Source organism: Kitasatospora sp. McL0602 (assembly GCF_052076145.1).
Lineage (GTDB): Bacteria > Actinomycetota > Actinomycetes > Streptomycetales > Streptomycetaceae > Kitasatospora.
Window position 1 is genome coordinate 6,280,742 of record NZ_CP197246.1, and the last position, 26,304, is coordinate 6,307,045.

Consider the following 26,304-nt stretch of genomic DNA (forward strand, 5'->3'; position numbering starts at 1 on the left):
GGCCGGCGCCCGAGGCGAGACCAGCTCTCGCCTCGGGCGCCGACGGGACTATCACGATCTAGGTGTACGGCACCCGGTTGGCCTAGGTGTTGATCTTCCTGGTGGGTGTGGGCCGGGTGGCCTACGCCCGTCCGGCTGACAGGCGCCCGTCGAAGGCGATGTCGAAGGCGTTGAGGGCGGCCATCCAGCGGTTGCTCCAGCGTTGGCGGCCGCGTCCGGTGGGGTCGAGGGCGAGAGTGGCCAGGTAGAGGCGTTTGAGGGCGGCCTGCTCGTTGGGGAAGTGGCCGCAGGCTCCGGCGGCCCTGCGGTAGCGGGAGTTGAGGCTCTCGATGGCGTTGGTGGTGCAGATGATCTTCCGGATCTCGGCGTCGAAGGCGAGGAAGGGGACCATCTCGGGCCAGGCCTTCTCCCAGAGTTTCACCACGGCCGGGTAGGTCGCCTCCCAGGCGGCGGCGAAGTCGGCGAACCGCTCCAGGGCCGCGGCCTCGTTCGGGGCGGTGTAGACGGGCTTGAGGTCGCGGGCCACCGCCGCCCAGTCCCGCTTGGACGTGTAGCGGAAGGAGTTCCGCAGCAGGTGGACGATGCATGTCTGGACCACGGTCTGTGGCCAGACCTGGGCGACGGCGTCGGGCAGGCCGGCCAGGCCGTCGCAGATGAGGATCAGGCAGTCCTTCACGCCGCGGTTCTTGATCTCGGTCAGCACGGACTGCCAGTACTTGGCGCCCTCACCGCCGCTGGAGGTCCACAGGCCCAGGATGTCGCGGTAGCCGTCGGCAGTCACGCCCAGGACCACGTAGACGGGCCGGTTGGCGACCTGCCCGTCGCGGACCTTGATGTTCACCGCGTCCACGAACAGCACCGGGTAGACCGCATCGAGCGGACGCGTGCGCCACTCGGCCATGCCCTCCAGCACCCGGTCGGTGATCGTGGAGACGGTCTCCTTACTGGTTGCCATTCCGTAGACCTCGGCCAGGTGCGCGACGATCTCACCGCTGGTCAGGCCCTTCGCGGTCAACGAGACCACGAGGTTGTCCAGGCCCTCGGTGCGGCGCGCGTGCCGGGGCACGACCTTCGGCTCGAACGTGCCGGCCCGGTCCCGCGGGACCTCAAGTGTGACCGGGCCCGCCTCGGTCATCACGGTCTTCATCCGGTAGCCGTTGCGCGCGTTGCCGCCCTTGCGCACCGAGCGGCCCGGCTCCACGGTGGCCGCCAGATGCTCGTCCATCTCGGCTTCCAGGGCTTCCTGGAGCAGGTGCCGGGTCAGCTGCTGCAGCAGCCCGCCCTCACCGAGCAACTGCATCCCGCCGGCCCTGGCCTGCTCGGCCGCCAGCTCGGCGACCGAAGCCACCACATCCGACGCACCCGTACTCTTCCTCGGCCCCATGCCCAAGTCATCGGCAGGTTCCGACTCCGACGAAACCGACCCGTCAGGAACCGACCCGATTTGGTGATCCGTCAGCGAGCTCATCAGTGTCTCCCTTGATCAGGGTGTCCACCTGATTCATGACACTCCCGCGCCGACTCCCCGGTCGGGGTCAGTTGGTGGTGATCCAGGTGCCTTGGGTGGGGGTCCAGTGGATGGTGGCGTTCTGGAAGTGTTGGGCTCTGCCGTTGGTGCCTTCGTTGGTTTCGTCGGTGGTGGGGTAGCCGAGGGTGGCTTCGCGGCCGCCGGTGGCGAAGGCGTTGTAGATGGCGTCGTGGAGTTCGTGGGTGCCGGTGGGGGGTGACCAGAGGAAGAGGCCGTGTTCGAAGAACTGGTAGCGGCCGTGGGTGCCGTTGGGGGCTTGGGCGGCGTCGGCTTCGTCGGTGGTGGGGAAGCCCCAGTGGCGTTCGGCGTCGGTGGCCCAGAAGGTGGTGAGGATGTCGCCGTAGACGGGGTGGGCCTCGTCGGGGTGCCAGAGGATGATCCCGTTCCGGAACTGCTGGAACCGCCCACCCAGCGACGAGTCCTCCTCGGCGCGTACCGGCGGGCCGAGCACGCTGCTTTCCCCGCCGATCGCGGCGTACTTGCCGCCGATCGTCCCGTACGGCTGGAACGCTTCGTCGCGCTGACCCCGGGCGGTGTCCTCCGCCTGGTCGTAGCGCAGCGGGTAGGCGGAGCGCTGGACGGCCTGGGCGAGTTGCCCGGCGGTGCTGTCCGGCAGGCCGGGCTCCATCTGCAGGGCGACCTGGAAGAACTTCGCCGCCGCGTAGTCGACGTCCAGGAGCTGGTCGGGCGAGCCCCAGCCCTGTGAGGGCCGCTGCTGGAAGACTCCGAGCGAGTCCTGGTCGCCGCAGTTCAGGTCGTTCATGTGGGACTCGACCCAGCCGGTCTCGAAGCCGGCGAGCATGACCTTGTCGTCCACGTTCATCCGCTGCCCCACCTCGTAGACCTTGCGGGTCACCGCGATGTCGCGGTCCGGGGGGACGAAGCAGCCGGCGTCGGCCGCCAGGCGGTGCTGCAACGGGCCGGGGATGCCCTGCGCCTGGGCCGGCACGGTGCCGGCGGCCAGCAGGGCGGCGGCCACGGCCGCCAGGGTGGTGCGTCGTACGGCGGTGCGGATCACGCGCCATCTCCTCGTCTCGGGCTTTCCGGACACGGTCCGCCCGGCTCCGGGAGCGCCAAGCCCCCGGAGCCGGGCAGGCCGCGCGGCTACGGGTTGATGCCGTCGTACTGCAGGACCCGGTACGGCGACTGCCCCTGCTGCCCGTTCCACTGGGACACGATCAGCGTCAGCGAGGTCGCGCTCCGGCTGCCCGGGTGGATGTAGCCGCCGTACAGGAAGGGGAGTTGGGGCTTGCCCCAGTGGCTCGGCGGGAGGGCGTTGTTGCCGACGACCTGCGGCTTGGGCGCCGTCCACACCGCGTCGGGCCGGGGCGCCGTCCGGGTGCAGATCGAGTAGTCGGTCACGTCGAAGTAGCTCATGCAGTAGGTGCCGTTGATCCGCTTGACCGAGAACTCCCCGATGTTGTTGCCGGAGAGGATGATCGACGGCGCGGCCTCGGTGGTCCACTGCCAGGAGCCGTTGAAGAACGCCCAGTTCTGCTGGGCACCGAAGTTGCCGGCCCGGAAGTCGTCCGGCCAGATCCGGAACAGCTGGATGGCGCCGCCGTCGGCCGTGTTGTTGTGCGTGCCGTTCCAGCGCTTGGAGAAGATGTAGAGCCAGCCGTCCGGGTCGATGCCCGCGAACGACCACATGCCGTACATCGACTGGTTGGTGCCCTGGGTGTCGCCGGGCCAGTGGTACGGGTAGTCCGTCCAGGTGACGCCGCCGTTGTCGGAGTAGGCGACGCCGGACATCAGCGAGCCGTCGTAGCCGGCCGGCGGGCCCCAGGTCGCGACCGAGGTGTACTGGATGTAGGTGCGACCGCCGAACTCGATGCAGTCGTTCGGGATCCGGCTGAACTCCCAGCCGTGCCCGTTGTCGGTCTGGTGCCGGTAGTCGAACATCTGGTTGGCCTGGCCGCCGGTCGGCATCGCCCAGGTGAACGAGATCGGCGAGCCGCCGGTGTTGTCGAAGTTCGCCTGGTTGAGCATCACCGGCGAGCCGAGGTACGGGTCACGCTGGGCCTGGTTGGCCCAGGAGTCGCCGAAGACGTAGCCCCAGGAGCCGTCGTGCTCACGGAAGTACGGGATGCCGAGATCCCCGGAGCCCAGGCCCTGCGCGCTCGCCGAGTCGCCAGGCGTGTCGCACAGTGCGGCACCGGTCTGCGCCCTGGGCGCGAGACCGGCCCCGGGAGTACGGGTGTCGGCGACGGCGGAGCCGGTGGCGGCGCCGAGCGCGCCCGCGCCCAGCGCCAGGCCGGCGCCTGCCCGGAGCACCGAGCGCCGGGTGAGCTCAGCGCGGTTGGGCTGTGAAGGGGTGGACATCGATCGATCCTCCAGAAGGGTGGTGGTACGTCAACTTGGCGACACCGCCTGCGGCAGGCCGGGCACGATGGGAGCCGCCCATGCCCCGAGGGAGTGTGAACCATCGCACACGACGGATCGGGCGGAAGGCGGCGTCGCCACGCTCGTAAGGGGGTTGGATGTGGTCCTGGGCGAGGGCCCGCCCTCCATCAAACAGATCCTGCGCCGAGCCGTCACGGGCATCCGACCTGGTCGGACAGACGCCGGACAAAGACCGGACAACCCTCTGCGCAGCCACCGCGCAGCCCTGAGGGACAAGGGAGGACCAGCAGGTGGGACGGCAGGAACAGGAACTCGACTCCCGAGAAGGCCCGCTGGCGCACTTCGCCTGCGAGTTACGCGAGCTGCGCCGCCGGGCCGGCAGCCCGCCCTACCGCCGGCTCGCCGCAGACACCAACTACTCCGCCTCCACCCTGGCCGCCGCCGCAGCGGGCCACCGGCTGCCGAGCGACGCGGTGCTCGCCGCCTTCGTGACCGCGTGCGGCGGCGATCCGGCGGAGTGGGAGCAGCGCCGGGTCCGCGTACACCAACTCGTCACCGCCCCGCCGACCGCTGCAGCCGCAGCCGCTGACACCGCAGCCCCCGCCGCCGCAGCCCCTGACGTCGCGTCGGCTGCTCCGGAGTCGCGGCCGCCCGACCGTCCGCGGGTGTCGGCGGCCCTGCTCCGCTGCGTCAGCCTGCTCGCGGCAGCCGTCCTCGCCCTGGCCTTCAGCGCCTGCGTGCCAGGGGACTCCGCAGCCCGCGTCCCGCTCCAGGGCGAAGCACGGTGGCTGCGCGGCGACACCGACATCCCGGCCCGCTACCGCGAGCTGATCATCGAGGCGGGCACCATGTGCCCCGAGCCCGACATCACCCCGGCGCTGGTCGCCGCGATGCTCAAGGCGGAGAGCGGCTTCGACCCGCTGCTGAGCGCCCCGGCCAAGGACGAGTACGGCATCGCCCGCTGGACGCCCCGAGTGCTCAGGTACTACCTGCCGCCCGACCGCCAGAACACCGTCCCGACACCGCCGTTCAGCCCGGAGGACTCCATCCTCGCCCTCGGCCGGATGCTCTGCGCCATCGCTCCTGCTCTCCAGGGCGTCCCGGGCGACCCGGCGCTCAACCTCGCCGCCGCCTACCGCACCGCGACCTGGGTGGTGCAGCAACAGCAGGACGCCAGACTCCGAGCCATCCAGCCCTACCTGGACGAAGTCCGCGGAAACCTGGAGCGGTACCGTCCGCCGCAAGGTCAGCCCTCCGTGTAGAGGAGCGCTCGGCCTCGCGGGGTCTGGCGCTGAGCAGCAGGAATCACCTAGGGTCATGACGACTTGGCGGGGACATGGCGCCGCGGTCCGTCGAGGACGTGACCGCAGTCGGGGGATGAGCGTGGTTGGCGATTTCGGGGCGCTCCTGCGGGAGCACCGGCTGCGAGCCGGCTGGACCCAGGAGGAACTGGCGGAGCGGTCCGGGGTCTCGCCGCATGCGATCAGCGTGCTGGAGACCGGGCGTCGGCGACCGCGCCTGTCCTCGGTGACCTGGCTGGCCACGGCCCTCGGGCTGGACGCGACCGGCCGCGAGCAGCTGACGGCGGCCGCCACGGCTTCCACGGCCGCCACCGCCGCCTCACGGAACTCCCGGACCCCGGCCCGCTCCGGAAACGCCGAGTCCGCCGCGAGCGAGTCGACGAGTCCGCACCGTGGCGGGTTCCGTTGCCAGCTTCCGTCCGACACGAGGCTGTTCACCGGTCGCTCCGCGGAGCTCGACCGGCTGCTCGCGCTGGCCGAGGCGGCACCCACCGGCAGCGACGCCGGGATGGTGGTGATCTCGGCGATCGACGGGACGGGCGGCGTCGGCAAGTCCGCGCTGGCCGTCCACGCTGCCCACCGGATGCGCGGGAACTTCCCGGACGGGCAGCTGTTCATCGACCTGCACGGCCACACCACCGGCCTGGCACCCGCAACTGCCGAGGACGCGCTGGAGTGGCTCCTGAGCTCGCTCGGCGTGGCACCGCAGTTGATCCCCCAGGACCTCGGCGCGCGTGCCGCGTTCTACCGCGACCAGCTCGCGGACACCCGCACTCTGATCGTGCTGGACAACGCGGTCAGCGTCGCGCAAGTCCGACCGCTGCTGCCCGCGACGCCCGGCTGCCTGGTCATCGTCACCAGCCGCAGGCGCCTCACCGGCCTGGACGACGCCCACACGCTGGCCCTGGAGACCCTCACCCCGGTCGAGGCGGCCGCGCTGCTGCACAAGGTCGCAGGCCCCGGCCGGATCCCGGCGGACCACCCGGCGATCGGTGAACTTCTCGCGCTCTGCGGTCACCTGCCGCTGGCCGTCCGGATCGCCGCAGCCCGGTTGCGCCACCGCCGCGCCCTGCGCGTGGAGGACCTCGTCGAGCAACTGCGCGACGAACGCGGCCGCCTCGACGAACTCAGCGACGAGGACCGTAGCCTGACCGCTGTCTTCGACACCTCCTACACCGCCCTGCCGGAGGCCGAGCAGCACCTGTTCCGCCGGCTCGGCCTCGTGCCCGGACCGGACTTCGACGCGTACGCCGCCGCCAACCTGATCGAAGCCGACCAGCGCACGGCCGAACGCCTCCTGGAGTCCCTGCTCGACCACAACCTGCTCACCCAGCACACGCCCGGCCGCTACCGCTTCCACGACCTCGTCGGCGTCTACGCCCGCACGCGCGGCACCGGCAGCGCCCTCGGTGGCTCCAGCCAAGAACAGGATCGCGACCGCGAGGCCGCGCTGGCGCGGTTGCTCGGCTACTACCGCCACTGTGCCCAGGACGCGGATCACCACCTGGAGCAGTACAGCCACCCCGGCCCGGCGCGGACCGGCCCGGTGCCGGCCGCTGCTCCCCGGCTGTCCGACCGGGCCAGGGCGCTGGCCTGGATGCGCGCCGAGCGGGGCAATCTGCTGGCCGCCACCACCGCCTCCCCGCCCGGCGGCGGGATCGCCCTCACCGCGTCGATGGCCGCCTTCCTCCTCCAGGAGGGCCCCTGGCAGCAGGCCGCCAACCTGCACCACTCCGCAGCCGCGGCCGCACGGGAGTCGGGCGACCACGCCGCCGAGGCGGGTGCCCTGGGCGACCTGGGCCGGGTGCGGCACGCCCTCGCGGAGTTCGATGCCTCGTGCGAGCTGCACGAACGGGCGCTGGCGATCTACCAGGAGCTCGGCCACCGGCACGGCGAGGCGGGTGCGCTCGAGGACGTGGGCCGTATCCGGTACATGCTCGGGGAGTTCCGGACCGCGCACGGTCTGCACGAGCGGTCGTTGGCGCTCTACCAGGAGCTGGGCGACCGCCTGGGGGAGGCCAACGCGCTGTGGGGGCTGGGCCGCGCGCGGAACGCCGGTGGCGAGTACCCGTCGGCGGCCGACGCGCTGGAGCGGGCGCTGCGCGGCTTCGTGTCGGTGGGGAAGCGCCAGGGCGAGGCCAACGTGCTGTGGGACCTGAGCCGGGTGCGGCACGCGACCGGCGACTACGCGGTCTCCGGGAGCCTGTTGGAGCGGGCCCTGGCCATCATGCAGGACCTCGGCAACCGTCAGGGCGAGGCCAACCTGCTGTGGAGCCTGGGCGGTGTGCGGGCCACGACCGGGCACTACCCGGCCGCGTCCGACGCGCTGGAGCGGGCGCTGGCGATCTATCTCGATCTCGGCAAGCGCGACGGTGAGGCGCACTGCCTGAAGGACCTGGGCCGGGTGCGGTTCGCGACCGGGGACACCGTGGGTGCGGCCGGACTCCTGGAGCGGGCGCTGGCGGCCTTCCGGAAGCACGGTCTGCGCTACGGCGAGCTCAACACCCTGCACGACCTGGGCCGGGCACGGCACGCGACCGGTGACTACACCGCCGCGGCCGACCTGTTCGAGCAGGCCCGGAGCTTCAACCGCGAGAACGGCGACCGCCAGGGCGAGGCCGAGGTACTCGCCAGCATGGCCGCGCTCGCCGCCGACACCACCGGGCCGTGCGAGGCGCTGGCCCGGTACCGCGAGGCGCTGCCCCTGTACCGGGAGGCCCGGCAACTCGCCTGCCAGGTCAACAGTCCGCTGGACGAGGCGAAGGCCCTCGAAGGTGCCGCCCGCTGCACCGCACACGCCGGCGAACGCGACACGGCCCTGACCGATCTCCGGCGAGCCGTGGCCCTCTACCGCCGCCTGGGAGCTGCCGAGACCGAGGCGGCCGCCGCCCGGTTGGTCGCTCTCGAGAGCGACGACAGCCACAGCTGACCCTGCCGGTCGGCACGGCGGGAACGCCATGCCAACGCCAAGTTCACGTCATGGGCCGACCGGCAGCAGCCGCCCAGGATGGTCGTGACGCCCCAACCTGTCTGCTCGGGGAGAGCAGCCAGGCGCGGGGCGCCGGCCCGCATTCGTCGTGAATTCGCCCGGGACAGCCAGCTCGCCCGTCCGCCCGCCGCTCGTGCCGCAGGCGGAGGCAGGCCTGTCCGGGCCATGGGGGAACTGTGCTGACGATCAACTTCGGCGTTCCGGATCTCGCACGGACCCGGTTCGCCATCTCTCCGATGGGACATGTGCTCACGGCTCTGGCCGGTGCCCACGACTGTGTGGGTTCACGCCGTGCACGCTGGTGGCGTCGGATGCGATGCCAGGTGCCGCAGACGGTCGCGCCGCTGCTCGATCTGGTCAACGCCGACTGTCGCAACATCCCGGGTTTCCTGGTGCCCAGAGTCCCCGGTACCGACCGAGACCTGGCGGACGAGCTGGACTCGATTCTCGTCACCTCGGCGGCCGACCTGCGGCAGGCACTTGCCGCCTACGAGGCAGTACCGGACCTGCCCCGCATCGTCGTCGAGCTCCGCGCCGGCGACACGCGCCGGCTGCGGCAGGTTGCCGACGGTGCTCGGGCGCTGTTCGAGACCTGTCTCGCCCCGGACTGGCCCGACATCAGGGGTCACCTGCGGGCCGACATCGCCCACCGCGCTCAGACCGCGGGCGAGGCGGGCTTCGGTGCCGTGCTGGCAGGGCTGCATCCGCACGCCGTCTGGCGGGAGGAGGGCGCGCTCGAGTGCGAGGTGGGCGTCCGGCGCCGGGTCTTCGACCTGGGCGGGCACGGCCTGGAGCTGCACCCGAACTTCTTCGTCCAGGACGGCCTCGGCGCCGTGCTCGCCCGGCACCGGCCGTCGGTGCTGTGGCACCCGACCGTCGCCCAGCCGGCCAACCGGACCGGCACCACGACGGGCACCACGACCGGCACCACGGCCGACAGGCTCGCCGGCCTGATCCGCCCGGCCCGCGCCCGCGCCCTCCGAGCCGTGGGTCAGGCGCCGTGCACAACCACCGAACTGGCCCGCCGCCTCGGCATCACCTCACCCTCGGCGAGCGCCCATGCCACTGCCCTGCGTACGGCCGGTGCGATCACCACGCAGCGGCAGGGGCGCCAGGTCCAGCACGTCGTGACGCCGCTCGGCCAGGTCCTGCTGCTGGGCCAGCAGGCCGCCCCGAGCCGGTGAGGACGGGAGCGCCCAGTGCGGCTCGGAGCGGCTCGGCGCGGCGTACGGGTCGTCAGGACGTCGGTGCCGGCTGCTCCGGAGCCAGCGAGTTGCCCGCCGCGATGTGGCCGCAGTCCGAGGGGGCGGTCCGGCCCGCGAAGCGGTCGTTCAGCCAGCCGTACGCGAGGGGCGCCCAGACGACGGGCACTCCGACGTGGCTGAGCAGGTCGAACTGCTGGTACTTGATCGGGTCGTGGCCGACGGCGCAGTACTGCCGGGCGAGGGCCCGGACGTCTCCGGCGACCATGACGCCGTCACCGGTCCCGATGCCCGAGGGGTTGCTGAAGGTGCCCTCGAAGATGCCGCCGTTGCCCTGGGCGATGTATCCGGGGACGGTCGGGCTGGGTGCCGAACCGAGGTTGAGCCGGTTCACCGCCTGGAGGAAGGCGGGTGCCGAGTCGGGGTTGGCGTACTCCGGCTTCGCCATCTTCTTCCAGCTCAGCCCGGGGTAGTGGCCGAGCGCGTTGGCGATCGACCCGTGCTCCAACTCCTGGTACACCTGCAGGCCGTAGCTGTTCAGGTAGGTCTTGAGGTCGATGCCGTACGAGCGGGAGACCCCGATGATCGACATCGGGATGACGCCGTTCCAGACGAGCGAACCGTCGACGTACTTGAGGTTGTGCGCCGGGTCCACGAGCAGTCCGCCCTCGGCGAAGCCGACCAGCTTGCTGTTGACCTCGGGTGCGTAGCTCGGTGCGAGCGCGGCCGCCCAGTTGGTGGCGACGGCGCCGCCGGAGTAGCCCATCAGGCCGAACCTGGTGTCGGCGTTCATCCCGGTCTCGGCCGACCTGGTCGCCGCGCGGATCGAGTCCAGCGTGTTCGTCGCGTACTCCGGGCCGGACGCGAAGTCGGCCTGCTGCCCCTCGGTGTCCGGGATGACGACGTTGTAGCCCTGCAGCAGCGCCGGGACGATGAACAGAGCCTCGACGTTGGGGATGACGCCGCCCAGCGAGAGGTTGCCGGCGATCGCCCGGGACGGCCCGTCCTCGGGGCTGAGGGAGTCGTAGAACGACTGGTAGGACACTGCCTTGCTGCCGTCGCCGGTCAGGCTGCGCACCACCGTGGTCACGTTGGCGGCCGGTCGGCCCTGGGCATCGGTGGTGCGGTAGAGCAGCTGGATCGCCGTCACCGGCGTGGGCAGGCCGACGAGGTGGTACGGCAGGGTGCGCGTCTTCAGCACGGTGCCCGGGGCGAACGAGGCCAGGGGCTCGCTGCCGGTGTAGGAGTAGAACGAATCGCTCGCCCTGGCCGCCGACGGTGCGACAGCTGACGCCTTGGCGGTTGACGGTGTCGCGCCGGTGGCGGCTTCGGCCAGCGGAGCGGCGGTGAGGGCCGCAGCGGTGGCGATGGCGAGGGCGACCCGTCGGGTGGCGGTTCTGGACATGAGTCCCCCGATTCAGGAGTGGGGTGGGCGTGGGGGTGCAGGTGGGTGCAGGTGGGGGCTGACGTGTTACCAACTGGTAGGTAACATCCTGGAAACCATCATGGACGCGACACCGGAGTGCGTCCTTGGGTGAGGTTACAGAGATTCGGGAGGTGGATTGTGACCGTACCCAACGTGGCGGAAGGCGAGCTGGTGCCGACCCTCGGCGGCGTCCCGGTGCACAGCCGACTGCTGGCGCAGACGCCGACTCTGGCCGCTGCCGTACGGGCCCGGCTCGTCGAACAGCTGCCGGTCTACGGCACGCTCCCCTCCGAACAGCTGCGCGGCGAGATCGCCAAGGCCGTGGACCGCAGCATCCGGAACTTCATCGGGGTGCTGCGCACCGGCGAGCTCCCCGGGGAGGCCGAACTGGCGGCCATCCGCGAGTCCTCGGCGCGGCGCGCGGACGAGGGCGTGCCGCTGGAAGCCGTGGTCGGGGCCTTCCACATCGGCGCCGAGGAGTGCGCCGCGCAGGTGCTCGCCGCCGCCGAACCGGGCGACCTGCCGGATGTGCTGACGGTCCAGCGCCGACTGCTCGGCTACCTCCGACTGGTGAGCTGTGCGGTCGCCGGCGGGTACGTCCAGGAGCGGCAGGCCGCGCTCGGTGACGACCAGGTCGCCCGGCAGTCGCTGCTCTCCCGGCTGCTGGAGGGCGGCAACCCCCAGGCCGCGGCCGACCGGGCCGGCATCCGGCTGCCGGCCCGCTACCTGGTGCTGAGCATCGCCGTCGGGCCGCACCCGGACGAACTGCTGCCCGGGGTGGACAGGGCCGTCGCCGCCCGCCGCAAACTCCGGCGGCTGCGCAGCGAGTTGGAGCGCCAGATGCCGGGGGAGCCGCTCTCGGTGCTGTCCGGGGACGGCGGGCTCGTGCTGGTCCCGTACGAGCGCCCGACTGCCGAGTCGGGCAGCACGGACCGGGAACGGCTGGCCCGGGTGGTCGAGCAGCTCGGCCGGCTCTGCGGGGCCGAGCTGCTGGTCGCCGCCGCCACCGCCGCACCGGACGGTGTCGCGGACGCCGCCCGGCTGGCGGGCGAGGTGCGCGAGGTGGCCGAGGCGTCCGGGCGCGGACCGGGCCTCTACACGCTGGACGACCTGCTGGTGGAGTACCAGCTGAGCCGCCCCGGCCCGGCCCGGGACGGCCTCGCGGCGCTCCTCGCCCCGCTCGCCGCCCGGCCCGAACTCCTCGACACGCTGCGCACGTTCCTCAGCTGCTCGCTCGACCGCCGCCGCGCCGCCGCCCGGCTCCAGGTCCACCCCAACACCGTGGACTACCGCCTCCGCAGGGCCACCGAACTCACCGGCCTGGACGCGGCCCGAGGAGCCGACCTGCTGACCCTGCACGCCGCCCTGGCCGCCCTCCGGCCCTGAGGTCAGACGGTCGGCCCGGTGGTGAGCAGAGCGGTGATCTCGTCGGCGAGGTGCGGGCCGAGTTCGCCCCAGCCTTCCTTGTAGCCGTAGACGCCGGCCAGGGTGCGGGCCTCGTAGTCGCCGTTCATGATCTCGACGTCGTCGGCCGTGATGAGTGCCGGGTGGGCGACCCCGAGGGCCCCCGAGACCTTCAGCAACTCCCTGCGCAGGGTGCGCAGGTAGACGGCGGCCCGGGTGGACTTCGAGGCCGGGTCGAGGCCACGGGCCAGCCACGGGTTCTGGGTGGCGATGCCGGTGGGGCACTTGTCGGTGTGGCACTTCTGCGCCTGGATGCAGCCGATCGACAGCATCGCCTCACGGCCCACGTTGATCATGTCGACGCCCAGGGCGAAGGCGACCGCGGCGTTCTCGGGCAGACCGAGCTTGCCGGAGCCGATGAAGGTCAGGTCGTCGGTTAGCCCCAGCTCGGCGAACGTCCCGTAGACCCGGGAGAAGCCCATCCGGAACGGCAGCGACACTGAGTCGGCGAAGATCCGTGGTGCCGCGCCGGTGCCGCCCTCGCCGCCGTCGACGGTCACGAAGTCGACGCCACGGTCGCCACGCGCCATCAGCGTGGCCAGCTCCTGCCAGAAGCCCATCTCTCCCACCGCGCTCTTGACCCCGACCGGCAGACCGGTCTCGGCGGCCAGCAGCTCGACGAAGTCCAGCATCGAGTCGACGTCGTCGAACGCGCTGTGCCGCGACGGGGAGGCGCAGTCCTGGCCGGCCGGGATGCCGCGGATCTCGGCGATCTCCGGGGTCACCTTGGCGCCCGGCAGCAGGCCGCCCAGCCCAGGCTTGGCGCCCTGGGAGAGCTTGATCTCTATCGCCTTGACCGGCGCGCCGGCGACCACCTCCTTGAGCTTGTCGAGGTTGAAGCTGCCGTCCGCGTTGCGGCAGCCGAAGTACCCGGTGCCGATCTGCAGGACGATGTCGCCGCCGTTGCGGTGGTACGGCGAGAGGCCGCCCTCACCCGTGTTGTGCATCGTGCCCGCCAGCGCCGCGCCCTTGTTGAGCGCCGTGATGGCCGGGCCGGAGAGCGATCCGAAGCTCATCGCGGAGATGTTCACCACGCTCGCCGGCCGGAACGCCTTGGCCCGCCCGCGCGGCCCGCCCAGCACCTTGGCCGAGGGCAGCGGGGCCTGCGGGTCGTGCGCGTCGGGCAGCGCGCCGGCGAACGTGCGCTGCTTCAGGTAGGCGTGCCCCTGCACGTGCTCGACGTCGACCTCGGTGCCGAAGCCGAAGTAGTTGTTCTCCTCCTTCGCCGACGCGTAGATCCAGGTGCGCTGGTCACGGCTGAAGGGGCGCTCCTCCTCGTTGGAGGTCACGATGTACTGCCGCAGCTCCGGCCCGATCGTCTCCAGCAGGTACCGGGCGTGCCCGATCACCGGGAAGTTCCGGAGCAGTGCGTGCCTCTTCTGCATGACGTCACGGGCAGCCACTACGGCCAGTGCTGTTGCGGCGACGGCGCCGATCTTGCGGGCGTGCATGAACGTTCCTCCTGTATGCACGACTCCACCGTCGTGGGGAGGAGCCGCATCGGGCGTGGCGTTGGGCGACGGCCACGGCCGATCAGGCGTTCAGCGTCCCCCGAAGAGTGCGGAACGATAGTAGGAGGCCACCCGGACCAGCCCGTGGCCAGGGTGCCGGCACTGGTCTCGGTGCCTTCGGGAAGGTCGGCCCCGCCGGGGTCAGGACGCGATATGAGAAAGCGGTGCGGTAGGAGGAGGAGACGCAGGCGGTGTAGACGTCCACGGTGCTCCGGCTCGGGGTCGCACTGCCGATGGAGGCGATGATGACCATGAGTCCGGCCCAGGCGATGGCGGCGGGCACGGCCAGGTGGCGGGTCTTCGCGGAACGGTACAGGTGCCGGCACAGGTAGTACGGGATCGCAAAGGGCCACAGGAACAGCCAGAACGCGACCTTCAACCAGCCGCTGCTACCGCTGCGGGGGCCCGGCCGGGGCTTCAAGCGTTGTTCGTGGTGGTGTTGTCGAGCTGGATGAGAGACGGCTGCCGACGGGTGCTCAGGTCGAACTCGGTGAACTCCCAAGCGGTCGTCCTCGAGGCACGGGGCACTCGATACACGAACTGCATCGTGGCCTTGAATCCGGGCTGGAGTTGGGCGTTGCACTCCGGGTTGCCCTGGATCTTGTACAGGTCAGGAATAGTGTCGTAGCGGCGTCCCTGGTCATCCAGGAGCGCGTTGGCGATGGGTAGGCCGCAGGTGAGGTCCATGCTCTGCTTGGTGTCATTGAGCACTGTGGTCTCCAGGATGACGTATTTCGCCCCGTCGCCCGCCTTCTGATCCTGGTGCTCACCGCGATCGACCACGGTGAGGGAGTCGGCCTCACGGACCTTGGTGACCGTGACGACGGCGCCGCCGTTGCGAGCCTCCTCGCCGATCTTGAACTGGGCGGCCGTGCTCTGGGACGGGGACGGAGTCGGCGAAGACGGCTGTGCGGTCTGGGCGATGACCGGGGGTCGGGCGTCTTCCCAGATCGAAGGCGACGGGGCCGGGGTGGCCGTCAGGCTGCCGTCGCCGTTGCTGAGCACGCCGACCAGACCGGCTGATGTGGCCAGGAGTGCGGCGGACAGAGCGAGCGTCGCTGTCTTCCACGGGTTCTGGGTCCGCTTCGGTGGGTTGGTGGGCATCGGCGGTATCTGGTCGGCGTCACTCATGGGCGGTTCTCTCCCGGTACGAGGGTGGCGCAGCTGGATGCGCTCATCCGTCTACAGTTTGTTGAAGCCACCGGATGGTATCGGCGGGATGGAGGGTGGCTGACGTGGCGTCTCACAGAGTGAGGCGGTACCGGATCAGGCCGCTCGAACCTGGCCCCGACCCGACGGCGCACTGCCGTCATCCGGTTCCTGGCGACCCCGGCCAAGGGGCGCCTGGTGCGCCTGGACGGGATCGAGGCAGTTACGGAGGTCGTCGGCATCGAGGAGGTGGCGATGGAGCCGGAGGTGGACGGCGACTACTTCGCCAACGGGTCGAACCGGGACCGCGTGGTGCACGTGATCGCGGTGGCGGACGACGCGGACCTCGCGCACGCCGCCGCGGACGAGGCACTCGGACGCCTGACCGTGGAGTGGGCGGATATCGAGGGAGAACTGAGGTACCCGTAGGGTGTCGACGATAGTTGAGGAGTCAGACATGCTGCGGGCGATCCTCCTTCTGGTCGCGGGGGCGGTCGGCGGCATGATCGGGTCGGCGGGCGGCACGGCCTCGCTGATCACGTATCCGGCACTGCTGGCGGTCGGCATCCCGCCGTTGGCGGCCAACGTCACCAACTCGGTGGCCTTCCTGGCGAACTGGCCCGGCTCCGCGCTCGGCGGACGGCCGGAACTGATCGGCCAGGGGCGGTGGCTGTGGCGATGGGCCCCGCTGACCGCTCTCGCCAGCGCGCTCGGCGCCGGCCTGCTGCTGCTCACCCCGGCAGCGGCCTTCGACCAACTGGTGCCGTTCCTGCTGGCCGTAGCCGCGTTGGCGCTGCTCGCACAGCCGAGGATCTCGGCGTGGCTGGCCCGCCGCGGCAACGGGGGTGACCTGAAGCGACTGCTACCGGTCGGCCTGGGCCTCAGCGCGATATACAACGGCTACTGGGGGGCGGGGGCGGGCATCGTGACCCTCACCGTGCTGATGATCGCGTCCGAACAGCGGTTCTCCCAGGCCAACGCGCTCAAGAACATGCTGCTCGGCATCGCCGATGCGGCCTGCTGCACCGTGTTCATCCTGTCCTGGCCGGTGGACTGGGCGGCAGCCGTCCCGATGGGCGTGGGCTTCCTGACGGGCAGCACGGTCGGACCCGCTGTGGCCAGACGCGTGCCCGCCTCCGTCGCCCGGGTCACCACCGCGCTCATCGGGCTCGGGCTCGCCGTGAGCTTGTGGGTCAGGCACCACTGAAAGCGGCCGTCAGTGTTGACTCATGGCCCGTAACGGCCAAAGTGCGGCCATCGGTGCAGGGAGTCTACCGGGCCGGTTTCAGGTCCGGTTGCTGTACCTGTCCGGCAACCGGCTCACGCCGGCGGGCTGTCACTCGCTCGGATCGGTGATCCGGTAGCCGACCGTCGGCGTGGTGACGACCACCGGCGGGTTGCCGAGCTTGCGCCGGAGCCTGCTGACGGTTACCGCGACGGTGTTGGTGAACGGGTCGGCGTGCTCGTCCCACACCTGCTCCAACAGGGCCTCAGCACTGAGGAACGCCGGGCTGGCCCGCAGCAGGGCGGCGAGTACCTCGAACTCCTTGACCGAGAGGTCGAGCAGGCGGCCGTCCCGGGTGGCGGTGCGGTGGACGGGGTCGAGTTCGAGGCCGGCCGCGCGGAGTACCCGGGCTCGGGCGTAGGGCCGCCTGCGGGCCAGGGCCCGCAGCCGGAGGACGAGTTCGGGGAAGTGGAAGGGCTTGACCAGGTAGTCGTCGGCGCCCAGGCTCAGGCCACCGACGCGGTCGCCCGGGGAGTCCGCAGCGGTCAGCATCAGGACCATGGGGCGCTCGTCCTGGCTCGTGATCATCTGGCAGAGCGCGTCGCCGTGGATGCCCGGCAGGTCTCGGTCCAGCACCACGGCCTCGTACGGGGTGGCGTCCAGCTTGGTGGCAGCCTCCAGGCCGTCGTAGGCGATGTCCACGGCCATGCCCTGATCGCGCAGGCCCTCGGCCACGAGGTCGGCGAGCGGTCGAGCGTCCTCCACCACGAGCACCCTCATGCCGCGGCCTCCTCATCGGCGCCGGCCACGCGCGGGAGGGTGACCGTCACCCGTAGGCCGCCCTCGGCGCGGGCGTGCAGATCGAGCGTGCCGCCGTGCGCCTCGGCGACCGCCGCGACGATGGCGAGCCCGAGGCCCGATCCCTCGCCGCCGCCAGTCCGCTCCGTACCGATTCGGCGGAACGGACGCACGAGGTCGGTCACCTGATTCGCCGTCAGCACCGGTCCGCCGTTCTCCGTGACGAGGTGGACGCTTCCGCCCTCTGCGCGGACGGTGATGTCCAGCCAGCCGCCGGGCTCATTGTGCCGAACCGCGTTGGCGACCAGGTTCTCCGCCAGTCGGCACAGCAGCGTCCGACTTCCGCGCACACGGACGTCCGAGTCGGCCGCGCTGGTCGCGGTCAGACCCCGGCCTGCGAGGTTGCCGGCCTGTTCGTCGAGGGCCGTGGCGGCGAGCTCGTCCAGGCGGACTGGCTCGGCGCCGGGCAGCACGCCGTGCTGAGCGCGGGCCAGGGTCAGCAGGCCCTCCAACAGCTGGTCGACCTGGTCGAGTTCGGCGCGGACCCGGCCCCCCAGCGTCAGCACCTGCTCGGGGAGGGGGCCCGGCTTGGCGAGCGTCACGTCCACCGCCGCTCGCATGGTGGCGAGCGGGGTGCGCAGTTCGTGGGAGGCGTCGGCGACGAAGCGCCGCTGGGCCGTGAACGCGCCCTCCAGGCGTGCCAGTAGCCCGTCGATGGTGTCGCCGAGGTTGCGGAGCTCGTCGTGGGGGCCCGCGATGGCGAGCCGCTCGTGCAGGTTGTCGGCGGAGATCCGGCGGGTGGCGGCGGTCATCGCACGCAGCGGTCGCAGTACGCGTCCGGCGGCGTACCAGCCGAGCAGAACCGAGAGCAGGCCCATGACGGCGAGGCCGGCGGTCGAGCCCAGCAGCAGTTGGTGTGTCTGCGCACTGCGGGCCTGGGCGAGCTGGTGCTCCAGGCTCGCGATCCGCGCCCCGGCATCCGACGGGGCGGAGCCGCTCCAGCTGCCCGGGGCGGGCACGGCGTCCACCGATCCGCCCGCAACCAGGCCGACCACTGCCAGCATGGCGGCACCCGAAGCGGTGAAGAGGCCGGCGTACAGGGCCGTGAACCGCCAGCGAACGCTGCGACGGCGCTGCGACCGCGCAGGAAGATCCTCGGCCATCACTCGCTGTCCTCCTCCTCGACCGCCTGGTTGCCTGGTTGCCCGATCAGGCTAGGCGAGGCGACCTAACAACGACATGACAGCGCCCGTTCCGCTCCTGCCACGCCCGTTCGCCCACCGTGGACCGGGACAGAACACCGAGTCGGGAGGACGGGCGGCAGTGATGAGAGACGATGTCGGAATCGAGGTGGCGGGTCTGCGAAAGCGCTTCGGCGCGACGCAGGCGCTGGACGGGATGTCGTTCGCGGTCCGGTCCGGTCGGGTGACCGGCTTCGTGGGGCCGAACGGCGCAGGCAAGTCCACGACCATGAGGGTTGTACTCGGTCTGGACGCGCCCGACGAGGGACGCGCGCTGGTCAGCGGCCGGTCGTACCGGAGCCTGCGCAGCCCGCTGCGGTGGCTGGGATCACTGCTGGATGCCAGCGCGCTGCAGCCGAGCCGGACGGCGCGCAATCACCTGCTGTGGCTCGCGCACTCGCAGGGGTTGCCGGTGCGCCGGGTGGACCACGTGTTGGAGCAAGTGGGACTGGCGGGTGCGGCGCGCCGCCGTGCAGGCGGGTTCTCACTGGGCATGCGGCAGCGGTTGGGCATCGCGGCGGCGCTGCTCGGCGACCCGCCCGCCCTGATGCTGGATGAGCCGTTCAACGGCCTGGACCCGGAGGGCATCCGGTGGATCCGCAGGCTGTTGACGTCACTGGCCGCGGAGGGGCGGGCGGTGCTGGTGTCCAGCCATCTGATGAGCGAGCTGGAGGACGTGGCGGACCACCTGGTGGTGGTTGGGCGCGGCCGGGTGGTGGCCGACACCGGCGTGCGTGAGCTGCTTGCCACGGTCTCGGCGGGCCGGGTGACCCTGCGCACCTCCGAGCCACGCGCCGCCGCCGAGGCGCTCTCGCACGTGGGCGGCGCCGTGCGGACGGCTGGGACGGAGGCTCTGGAGGTCACCGGGTTGCCGGGCGAGGCGATTGTCGCCCGGCTCACTGCGGTGAACGTGCCCTTCGCCGAACTGGCAGCTCACCGCGCGACGCTGGAGGAGGCCTATCTGGCGATCACTCAGGACTCCGTGCAGTACCGGGGCACCGACGCGGAAGCGGGGTTCGAGCGATGAGGGCCCTGCATGCCGAATGGACCAAGTTCCGCACTGTGCGCGGCTGGTGGTGCGGCGCCGTCGGAGCAGCGCTCGCGTCCGTACTCTTCGTGCTGGTCGGCACGACCTCTTCGAACCAGCACCAGCGGGACACGGCAGCGCTCCCCGTCAGCCCCGGCGGCGAGGCGGTCAACGACAGCTGCTACTTCGTGCACCGGACGCTGACCGGGGATGGCGGCATCACCGTCCCGGTGACCGCGCTGAGCGGTGTACTGGCCGACATGAGCGGCGGGCCGGGCCGGACCACGCCGGGTGTCACCCCGTGGTCCAAGGCCGGGATCCTGGTCAAGCAGAGCCTCGACCGTGGCTCCTCCTACGCGGCGATGATGGTCACCGGGGCGCACGGGGTGCGGATGCAGGGCGACTTCACGCACGACCGGGAGGGACTGCCCGGCAGTCCCTCCGCCGCCGAGCCGCGCTGGTTGCGGTTGGTTCGCTCGGGGACGACCGTCATCGGCTACGACTCGACCGACGGCGTGCGGTGGACCGAGGTCGGCACCGCCCGTCTGCCCGGGGCGGCGGCAACCGTGCAGGTGGGGCTGTTCGTCGCTGCCCCGGCAGCGGTACAGACGAGCGGTGGCGGGGGCAGCACCCCGGCCACGGCCACGGGAAGCTTCGGTCAGGTGACGCTCAGCGGCGCCTGGAGCCAGGCGGGCGGCAACTGGCAGGGCATGCAGGTGGGTGGCGATGCCGGTACGTCGGGCAGTTACACGCCCGGCACCGGCGGCGGCTGGACCGCGGCCGGCGACGGCTTCACCGTCACCGGCGCGGGTGACATCGCCCCCGTCGTGGGCGGGCCCGCGCTCGGCCCGGCGTTCACGGTGGAGACCTTTCTGGTCGGCACTTTCGTAGGGCTGATCGTGCTGACGGTGGTGGCCGTGCAGTTCGTCACCGCCGAGTACCGTCGCGGACTGCTCGGAACAGCCCTCGCGGCGGTGCCGCAGCGTGGCCGGGTGCTGGCGGGGAAGTCCGCCGTGGTCGCGGGCGTCGCGTTCGCGGTCGGTGCGGTGGCAGCCGCAGCGAGCATCCCACTCGGTGAACTCCGCGCGCACGCCGCGCACTTCACGGTGCTCACCGTGCCTGCGGCGGTACAGGTGCGCGCGGTCCTCGGCACAGGGCTGTTGCTGGCCGCGACGGCGGTCCTCGCGCTGGCCCTCGGTGTCGTGCTCCGGCGCAGTGCCACGGCGATCACCGCGGTGGTGGTGACGACGGTGCTGCCCTACCTGCTCGCCTTCGGCGGGATGCTGCCGCCCGGCCCGGCCGAGTGGCTGCTCCGGTTCACACCCGCGGCGGGCTTCGCCATCCAGCAGACCCTGCCGCGCTACGACCAGGTGCTCACCGTCTATGCGCCGTCCTCGGGCTACTTCCCGCTCCACCCCTGGGCGGGCCTTGCCGTCCTCGGCGTCTGGACCGCGCTCGCCCTTGCGGCGGCGACCGTACTGCTGCACCGGAGGGACGCATGAGGGGGCGAAGCGACCTCACGACGCTGCGCCGGGCCTGCCGCGCCGAGTGGACCAAGCTGCGCACCGAGGCGGGGCACGGCTGGCTGCTGCTCGGCCTGGTGCTGGTGACGGTCGCCATCGGCGCGGCGGTGTCCGCGAGCGTCCGGTGCCCCGCGGTGGGCTGCGGCCAGGACCAGGTGCGGCTCAGCCTCGCCGGGGTGATGGTGAGTCAGACCCTGGTCGCGATCACGGCCGTCCTGCTCGTCGGCAACGAGTACGGCAGCGGTCTGATCCGCACCACGCTCGCGTCGGTGCCGCGGCGCGGCACGGTGCTCGCCGCGAAAGCCACCGTGCTGAGCGGGACGGTTCTCGTGGTCGGTGGCGTCGCCGTGCTCGCCGCCGTCCTCGTCGGGCGTCTGGTGCTGCCGGGCAGCGGCCACACGTCCGTACACGGCTACGCCCCGCTCTCCCTCGCTGACGGCCCGACCCTGCGCGCGGCAGCGGGCTCGGTGCTCTACCTGGTGCTGGTGGCCCTGCTCGCCCTGGGCGTCGCCGTGGCGGTACGAGACGCGGCGGTCGCGGTCGGCGTCGTGCTGGCGCTGCTCCACCTGTTCCCGTTGCTCAGCCATATCGTCACCGACCCGCATCTGCAGCGGCTGCTGGCCCGGATCGGCCCCATGCCCGCAGGCCTGGCGATCCAGGCCACGACGAACCTGCGCCACCTTCCCATCAGCCCCTGGGCAGGCATGGGCGTGCTGTCCCTCTGGGCGGTGACGATGCTGCTTGTCGGCGGCACGGTCCTGCGGCTGCGCGACGCCTGAACCCGGGGACGAGGCGGGCGCGCTGCTGGTGGCGCCGGCCGACCTGGAACGGGGCTTTCATGCGGTCGGAAATCGCAAGTCAGCGCGTTGCGGCTCAAGAGAGGTGCGATAGCTGGGGGTTCAGCTCGCGTCGAACTCGGGGTACCTGAAAGTAAAATGCCTGGTCAGCGCGCTGACCAGGCATTTCCTGCGTTGTGTCCGAGGGGGACACAGACCGTGAGCCGCGAAAAAGGACGCCCCGCCCGAAGACATCGCCGCCTGGGACGCGGCCCGCCATCAGCAGTCATCGGAGCGCATCTGCGTCGAGCACGCCAACGCTGAACACAAGCAGTGGCGAACCCTCCAGCGTTACCTCGGACGCCGCGAGTACTTCGACGAGACCTACGCGGCAGTCGCCGCCCTGGTCTCCGACCGCTCCGCCGAGAGGTGAGCACCAATCAGACAACCCGCCAGGCCAACACGCCCGGACCCTATTCGTACACAAGGCCGTTATCCCGCGGCGTCTGCTCGCTCGCGGACAGGCGGCTGACTGAGTGATCTTCCGTTGCTCCGAGTGTCCGCATCCGTGCGGGTGGGCTTGTGGCCGGCCGAGTGCGCTTGAGGCGCTGTCAGACCTGGCCCGTGCTGCCGCAGGGGTCGTTGGCGCAGGAGGCGGTGCCGGTCCGGCGCGGCCTCATTGGAGTGAACCGCCGTTTCTTTCGTGCACTGACTCTCATGGCAGGCTCCCCGTCAGTTGCAGGCCGCCCGCCCGCCCCTGCGGGTGGCGCGCTGTTCCCACGCAAAGGACTGACATGCGACGCTTCCTCGCTCCGCTGCTCGCCGCCCTCACGCTCGGCGCCACCGCCATCCCCGCCGCGCACGCCGTCGAGCTTGACGCTCCGTACACCCAGGCGGCCGCCAACGTCGACGGCGCTGGCAACCTCACGGACGGCAAGATGATCATTAAGACCTGGCGGGTCAACACCGGCCAGTACTGCGTCCAGGTCGACCCGCTGGTCGACATCGCCACCTCGCTCGTCCAGGTCACGCCCGGCTGGGCCGGCTCCGCCGCCTCCCGCAACGCGCACGCCAACTGCGGCGGCGGGGCGGACACCATCGCCGTGTGGGTCTGGAACCTGAACAGCGCCCCGGCGGACAGCGGCTTCACGCTGGCCGTCATGTAAGCCCCTCGCCGCCACAACCACGCCCGCCCGCCCCGGGGCATCCCTCGACTCCCACGGAAGGCCAACCGACGATGAACCCGTTCTCCACCACCCGAGCCAAGATCCTGGCAGCCGCCATCGCCGTCACCGTCACCGCCGGAGTGGGCACTGCCTACGCGGCGACCATCGGCCCGGCCCGCGCCCCCTACGCCCAGGTGGCAGCCCTCATCGGCAACGACACCAAGACATTTCAGTCGAAGGGCATCAAGAACGTCACCAAGGCCGGGACTGGCGTCTTCTGCCTCACCTTCACCAGTCCGCTGGTCGATCCGCAGAAGATCGTTCCCCAGGCCACCATCGTCGCGTCTGATGGAACCCAGTGGGGTTCGGAAGTGCATGTGCGCACCGAGCCGTCGTCCAGCTGTGGCGAGGCCACCGACACCGTGACCGTTTTCACCGGTACCGTCAACGGCGGCCCGGCAGACCTCAACTTCTACTTCACCATCGCCTGACCCGTACAGCTGCACCAGTCGGTGCGGGCCGCAAGCCACACCGCGCGGCCCGCACTTGACACACCCCACGCTCCACAGACCAAGCCGACGTGGCGGTCAGGCCGCCTGGAGCTCGCCGAGGTAGCGGTAGCCGGCGTGCGCGCTTCCACGCCGAATGATCGTGGGTGGGGAACTAGGGTGAGCAGCTCTGGTCCACATCCGAGCACCAGGTGGCCGTTTTCAGGGCTCTGACCGGATTCCCGTGAAAGGCCAGGTCATCGACCTGACGGCAGGATCGGTTCCCTGCGGGACGACCTTCAGATGTCGTCGACCCCGGTCACGCGGAAGGCATACGTGCAGAATTGCCGAGCCTGCTGCTCGTCTGCCAGCCGGGGATGGCCCAGTCGGCCGCCATGCCCGAGCTCAGTTTGGCGCTAGCGGCATCGCCGGGTAGTCGTCGAAGAGATAGGCGTACACCTGCGCCAGATACACCGTCAGTGCCTTCTCATCGGGGAAGAGAACGTACGTCAGCTCGTACCACTGACGCACCGTCATGGGACGGTGCTCCGCCATGTGCAGCAGGCCGGCTCGGACCGTCTCCCGGTAGTCCGGCCAGGCCGCGTCGAACGCCGCCTTGAGCATTCCCAGGTCGTCCACGGCCTCGACGCCGAGCATGCCCGCGCAGAAGTTGACGAACCGCCGGTCCACTCCGGGCACCTCGAGCCCCAGCTCCGCGAGCGGCACCGAGGTCGGGTCCACCGCACCACCCGGGTACGGATAGAGCGTGGTGTTCCACAGCTCGTCCTCCCGGGCCGGACCCGCGTCACCGACACCCTCGGCTGGGCGGTACACGCCGTACACGAGTGCCCCGGTGTAGAAGTCCCCGTAGACGTAGTTGATCTCCCCGTCCGGCCCGTACGGGTTCACCTGGTCGATCCCGATGGCGGTGGCCTGCACGGCACGGGTCACCATGTCCGGACCGTAGACCTCCTCAAACCGGAGGATCGGCGACAGGTCGTGGTTCTTCAGCGCCGCCGCCCGGAGGGCGTCGTCGCCCCGGACCAACGCCTCCTCGGAATCGAATCGGCTGGCCCAGGGGCCAGTACGTGGGGGCAGTTCATCGCGCGTGGGCACAGGGGTTCCTCTTTGGGTCGGGCAGGCTGTCACTGCCAGTACTTCTCCGGGGGGATCTCCTCCGGATCCGGCGGCACGGGAGGATCCTCCCGATCACCGTAGAAATAGTCGTAGAGCCCCTGCAGGTAGCCGTAGAGGCGATCGTCCTCCCAGAAGCTGACCTCGGTCAGCCGAGCCCACTGGGTCGAGGTGGCCGGACGCTCACGCAGGAGGTACTCCAGTGCCTCCCTGACGTGCCGCGCAGAAGGCTTCTTCCCCCTAGCCCACTCCCGGTGCAGATGAACATCGTCGATGTACTCGAGGCCGAGCATCGTGCGGAAGAACGTCTCGACCTCGCGGTCGTCGGAGAAGTGCGGAATGCTCTGGGGGAACTCCATCACTTGTTCCTCTCCTTGACCGGCTCCGGGTACATGGTGACCAACCTGACGCCACCTGTGCGCTCGTCACGACGGTAAACGGCAATGAGGTCCGCACCCTGGAAGTCAACCGGCTTGTAGTTGATGTTCCCATGAGTCACCGGACGTTCCGGGTCGATGTAGAAGCCCCGGAACCTCTCGCTGTGGTCACCCGGCCCCCATGCCTCTCCAGGCGGGAACCGTACCGGCCTCGGGGGATCCTCACTCAGGTCGAGCTGCTGCCTGGCGTACCGCTCGGCATGCATGAACGCCTCGTCCTCGCCCGGTTTGAAGGCTGTGGAGAAGGCGCCGCACTTGTGTCGCCTGGTCGGATCCTCGGCATCCATGTACCGATCCGGCTCCGGAAGTTGCTTCCCATGGGGGCCGTGCGCAGGATCGATTTTCCGCTCGGTCTGCACGTACCCGTGTTCCATGCGGTGGTATTCGAGCTGGTTGTCCACCATGCGCGGCGGCGTGGGGACACCCAGCCGGTCCTTCAGCATCTGGTCGGTCGGATCCAGGTGGCGCTGCGGGCCGTGGCCCTCCTGGCGCAGCCCGTCGACGCGGGTGGAGACGGCATGGCGGTATCCGTCCTCCAGATCCTCTTTCTTCAGGACGTTCTGCCCCGGCTTGAGATGAATTCCGTCCTTCGCCGCCCCGTGATCCGCGCGGAGGCCCCGGCGGATGTTCTCCTCCGCTTCGTTCAGGTTCTTCCTGGTGACCTCCAGTCCATGGCCGATCGAGCGATGGCCCTTGGCCATCGCCTTCCCCATGTCGTTGACCATCGCCTCGATCACCGGACGGACGGACTTCTCCACGAGCTGGCCGTATTTGCCCTTGCCCAGCAGCCGCCCGCGTGTCTTCTCGTCCAGGTTCTTGGAGTGGTGTTCGACGCGGTCGGCGTGCTCGTGCGCCTTCTTGCTCGCCGCGCCGAGGTGTTCTGGGTGGGCCTTGAAGCCGCGCCGACTCATGCCCCACCCCCCAGCGCCGACTCGACGCCCTCGAAGACCAGGCCCGAGACCGCGCGCTCGATGGCGGCTTGGAAGGGCTCGATCGCCATCGAGACCAGCTGGCCGATGATCTCCTGCTCGATCTGGTCGAGGATCGCGTTCACGATCCGCTTGCCGGCCTCGACAATGGCCACGTTGGCAGCCTCGGCCAGGCCCAGGGTGGCGACGGCGGCTGCCTGGTCGGCGGCGATCTCAGCCGCCATCGCCACCAGTTCGGCGATCACTGCGCCCTTGGCGACGACCACCCCGTCCGCGGCGATCTCCAGGCCCGTGGCGAGAACTCCGCAGCAGTCGATGAGCACCGTCATGTGCTCCGTGGAGGCCCGCCCCCAGCGTTCGACCAGCGCCTCGTAGGACGCCCCCTCGTAGCTGTTCGCAAGCTCCTGGATCACGCCGTGGGTGCCGTCATGGGCGTCCTGAAGCCCCGCCGCGAACTCCCGGACATGAGAGGCCCACTCCCGCAGCTCGTCCTCGTCCACGTCCGGCCAGTTCAGCCCGAGCAGATTCATCACCCAGACGAGTTCGCCCGGCAGCTCGATCGACAACCCCCGTACCTCCCCCTCGACTCCCCGCCTCATCCAATCAGAACATCTGAGCGCGACTCGGACACCCATTCGTTCCAATGA

General features: G+C 70.9%; 24 protein-coding genes. 11 read left to right on the top strand and 13 right to left on the bottom strand.

Features of this window, described 5'->3' with window-relative positions:
- Positions 1-121: 121 nt before the first annotated feature.
- The 3 genes from ACR68M_RS28455 to ACR68M_RS28465 all read right to left on the bottom strand — a co-directional run bounded on the left by ACR68M_RS28455 (position 122) and on the right by ACR68M_RS28465 (position 3,850).
- Positions 122-1,384, bottom strand: a complete 1,263-nt coding sequence (locus ACR68M_RS28455) for an IS256 family transposase (RefSeq protein ID WP_441247000.1) — start codon at positions 1,382-1,384, stop codon at positions 122-124.
- 151 nt (positions 1,385-1,535) lie between these two features.
- The gene (locus ACR68M_RS28460; RefSeq protein ID WP_441247001.1) at positions 1,536-2,546 is read right to left on the bottom strand and encodes an LGFP repeat-containing protein; all 1,011 of its coding nucleotides are present in this window, start codon (positions 2,544-2,546) and stop codon (positions 1,536-1,538) included.
- Positions 2,547-2,632: 86 nt separating this feature from the next.
- On the bottom strand, positions 2,633-3,850 hold the full coding sequence (locus tag ACR68M_RS28465) for a DUF4185 domain-containing protein (RefSeq protein WP_441247002.1): 1,218 nt from the start codon (positions 3,848-3,850) through the stop codon (positions 2,633-2,635).
- Positions 3,851-4,161: 311 nt separating this feature from the next.
- Between ACR68M_RS28465 and ACR68M_RS28470 the strand changes: the two genes are divergently transcribed.
- From ACR68M_RS28470 to ACR68M_RS28480, 3 genes are all read left to right on the top strand, one after another.
- On the top strand, positions 4,162-5,133 hold the full coding sequence (locus ACR68M_RS28470; RefSeq protein ID WP_441247003.1) for a helix-turn-helix domain-containing protein: 972 nt from the start codon (positions 4,162-4,164) through the stop codon (positions 5,131-5,133).
- Positions 5,134-5,248: 115 nt separating this feature from the next.
- Positions 5,249-8,101 carry an ATP-binding protein gene (locus tag ACR68M_RS28475; protein ID WP_441247004.1) on the top strand — a complete coding sequence of 951 codons (2,853 nt, stop codon included), beginning with the start codon at positions 5,249-5,251 and terminating at the stop codon, positions 8,099-8,101.
- Between the two features lie 371 nt (positions 8,102-8,472).
- Positions 8,473-9,345, top strand: coding sequence for an ArsR/SmtB family transcription factor (locus ACR68M_RS28480; protein ID WP_441247005.1), 873 nt, complete (start codon positions 8,473-8,475; stop codon positions 9,343-9,345).
- A 52-nt stretch (positions 9,346-9,397) separates the two neighbouring features.
- Here the strand turns inward: ACR68M_RS28480 and ACR68M_RS28485 are convergent, their stop codons facing one another.
- Complete coding sequence (locus tag ACR68M_RS28485) at positions 9,398-10,768, bottom strand: lipase family protein (protein WP_441247006.1); 1,371 nt, start codon at positions 10,766-10,768, stop codon at positions 9,398-9,400.
- A gap of 159 nt (positions 10,769-10,927) precedes the next feature.
- Here ACR68M_RS28485 and ACR68M_RS28490 point away from each other — a divergent pair, with 159 nt between their 5' ends.
- Entirely contained in the window at positions 10,928-12,175 is a 1,248-nt protein-coding gene (locus tag ACR68M_RS28490) for a PucR family transcriptional regulator (RefSeq protein ID WP_441247007.1), read from the top strand.
- 2 nt (positions 12,176-12,177) lie between these two features.
- Here the strand turns inward: ACR68M_RS28490 and ACR68M_RS28495 are convergent, their stop codons facing one another.
- The 3 genes from ACR68M_RS28495 to ACR68M_RS28505 all read right to left on the bottom strand — a co-directional run bounded on the left by ACR68M_RS28495 (position 12,178) and on the right by ACR68M_RS28505 (position 14,895).
- Positions 12,178-13,704, bottom strand: a complete 1,527-nt coding sequence (locus ACR68M_RS28495; protein WP_441247008.1) for an FMN-binding glutamate synthase family protein — start codon at positions 13,702-13,704, stop codon at positions 12,178-12,180.
- An 82-nt stretch (positions 13,705-13,786) separates the two neighbouring features.
- Positions 13,787-14,185, bottom strand: coding sequence for a hypothetical protein (locus tag ACR68M_RS28500; RefSeq protein ID WP_441247009.1), 399 nt, complete (start codon positions 14,183-14,185; stop codon positions 13,787-13,789).
- Positions 14,182-14,895 (bottom strand): DUF4352 domain-containing protein, encoded by a 714-nt coding sequence (locus ACR68M_RS28505; protein WP_441247010.1) that lies wholly within the window; start codon positions 14,893-14,895, stop codon positions 14,182-14,184. The genes ACR68M_RS28500 and ACR68M_RS28505 overlap by 4 nt, the downstream gene beginning before the upstream one ends.
- Before the next feature lie 216 nt (positions 14,896-15,111).
- Between ACR68M_RS28505 and ACR68M_RS28510 the strand changes: the two genes are divergently transcribed.
- Entirely contained in the window at positions 15,112-15,342 is a 231-nt protein-coding gene (locus ACR68M_RS28510) for a hypothetical protein (protein WP_441247011.1), read from the top strand.
- A 28-nt stretch (positions 15,343-15,370) separates the two neighbouring features.
- Positions 15,371-16,120: a sulfite exporter TauE/SafE family protein gene (locus ACR68M_RS28515; RefSeq protein ID WP_441247012.1), complete on the top strand. Its 750-nt coding sequence runs from the start codon at positions 15,371-15,373 to the stop codon at positions 16,118-16,120.
- Positions 16,121-16,249: 129 nt separating this feature from the next.
- Here the strand turns inward: ACR68M_RS28515 and ACR68M_RS28520 are convergent, their stop codons facing one another.
- Together ACR68M_RS28520 and ACR68M_RS28525 are read right to left on the bottom strand one after the other, a co-directional pair.
- Positions 16,250-16,918: a response regulator transcription factor gene (locus tag ACR68M_RS28520; protein WP_441247013.1), complete on the bottom strand. Its 669-nt coding sequence runs from the start codon at positions 16,916-16,918 to the stop codon at positions 16,250-16,252.
- Positions 16,915-18,099 (bottom strand): sensor histidine kinase, encoded by a 1,185-nt coding sequence (locus tag ACR68M_RS28525; RefSeq protein WP_441247014.1) that lies wholly within the window; start codon positions 18,097-18,099, stop codon positions 16,915-16,917. The genes ACR68M_RS28520 and ACR68M_RS28525 overlap by 4 nt, the downstream gene beginning before the upstream one ends.
- A gap of 163 nt (positions 18,100-18,262) precedes the next feature.
- On the opposite strand from ACR68M_RS28525, the gene ACR68M_RS28530 reads away from it, so the two are divergent.
- The 5 genes from ACR68M_RS28530 (at position 18,263) to ACR68M_RS28550 (ending at position 23,160) form a co-directional block, all read left to right on the top strand.
- Positions 18,263-19,204 (top strand): ATP-binding cassette domain-containing protein, encoded by a 942-nt coding sequence (locus ACR68M_RS28530; RefSeq protein ID WP_441247015.1) that lies wholly within the window; start codon positions 18,263-18,265, stop codon positions 19,202-19,204.
- Positions 19,201-20,706, top strand: coding sequence for an ABC transporter permease subunit (locus ACR68M_RS28535; RefSeq protein WP_441247016.1), 1,506 nt, complete (start codon positions 19,201-19,203; stop codon positions 20,704-20,706). The genes ACR68M_RS28530 and ACR68M_RS28535 overlap by 4 nt, the downstream gene beginning before the upstream one ends.
- Positions 20,703-21,506: an ABC transporter permease gene (locus tag ACR68M_RS28540; RefSeq protein WP_441247017.1), complete on the top strand. Its 804-nt coding sequence runs from the start codon at positions 20,703-20,705 to the stop codon at positions 21,504-21,506. The genes ACR68M_RS28535 and ACR68M_RS28540 overlap by 4 nt, the downstream gene beginning before the upstream one ends.
- 791 nt (positions 21,507-22,297) lie before the next feature.
- A complete protein-coding gene (locus tag ACR68M_RS28545) occupies positions 22,298-22,669 on the top strand; it encodes a hypothetical protein (RefSeq protein ID WP_441247018.1) in 372 nt (123 codons plus the stop codon).
- Between the two features lie 71 nt (positions 22,670-22,740).
- The gene (locus tag ACR68M_RS28550) at positions 22,741-23,160 is read left to right on the top strand and encodes a hypothetical protein (protein ID WP_441247019.1); all 420 of its coding nucleotides are present in this window, start codon (positions 22,741-22,743) and stop codon (positions 23,158-23,160) included.
- 402 nt (positions 23,161-23,562) lie between these two features.
- On the opposite strand, the gene ACR68M_RS28555 is transcribed toward ACR68M_RS28550, so the two are convergent.
- The 4 genes from ACR68M_RS28555 to ACR68M_RS28570 form a co-directional block, all read right to left on the bottom strand.
- Positions 23,563-24,204: a hypothetical protein gene (locus ACR68M_RS28555; protein ID WP_441247020.1), complete on the bottom strand. Its 642-nt coding sequence runs from the start codon at positions 24,202-24,204 to the stop codon at positions 23,563-23,565.
- Positions 24,205-24,302: 98 nt separating this feature from the next.
- A complete protein-coding gene (locus ACR68M_RS28560) occupies positions 24,303-24,650 on the bottom strand; it encodes a hypothetical protein (RefSeq protein WP_441247021.1) in 348 nt (115 codons plus the stop codon).
- Entirely contained in the window at positions 24,650-25,639 is a 990-nt protein-coding gene (locus ACR68M_RS28565) for a hypothetical protein (protein ID WP_441247022.1), read from the bottom strand. The genes ACR68M_RS28560 and ACR68M_RS28565 overlap by 1 nt, the downstream gene beginning before the upstream one ends.
- Positions 25,636-26,223, bottom strand: a complete 588-nt coding sequence (locus tag ACR68M_RS28570; RefSeq protein ID WP_441247023.1) for a hypothetical protein — start codon at positions 26,221-26,223, stop codon at positions 25,636-25,638. The genes ACR68M_RS28565 and ACR68M_RS28570 overlap by 4 nt, the downstream gene beginning before the upstream one ends.
- Positions 26,224-26,304: the final 81 nt, after the last annotated feature.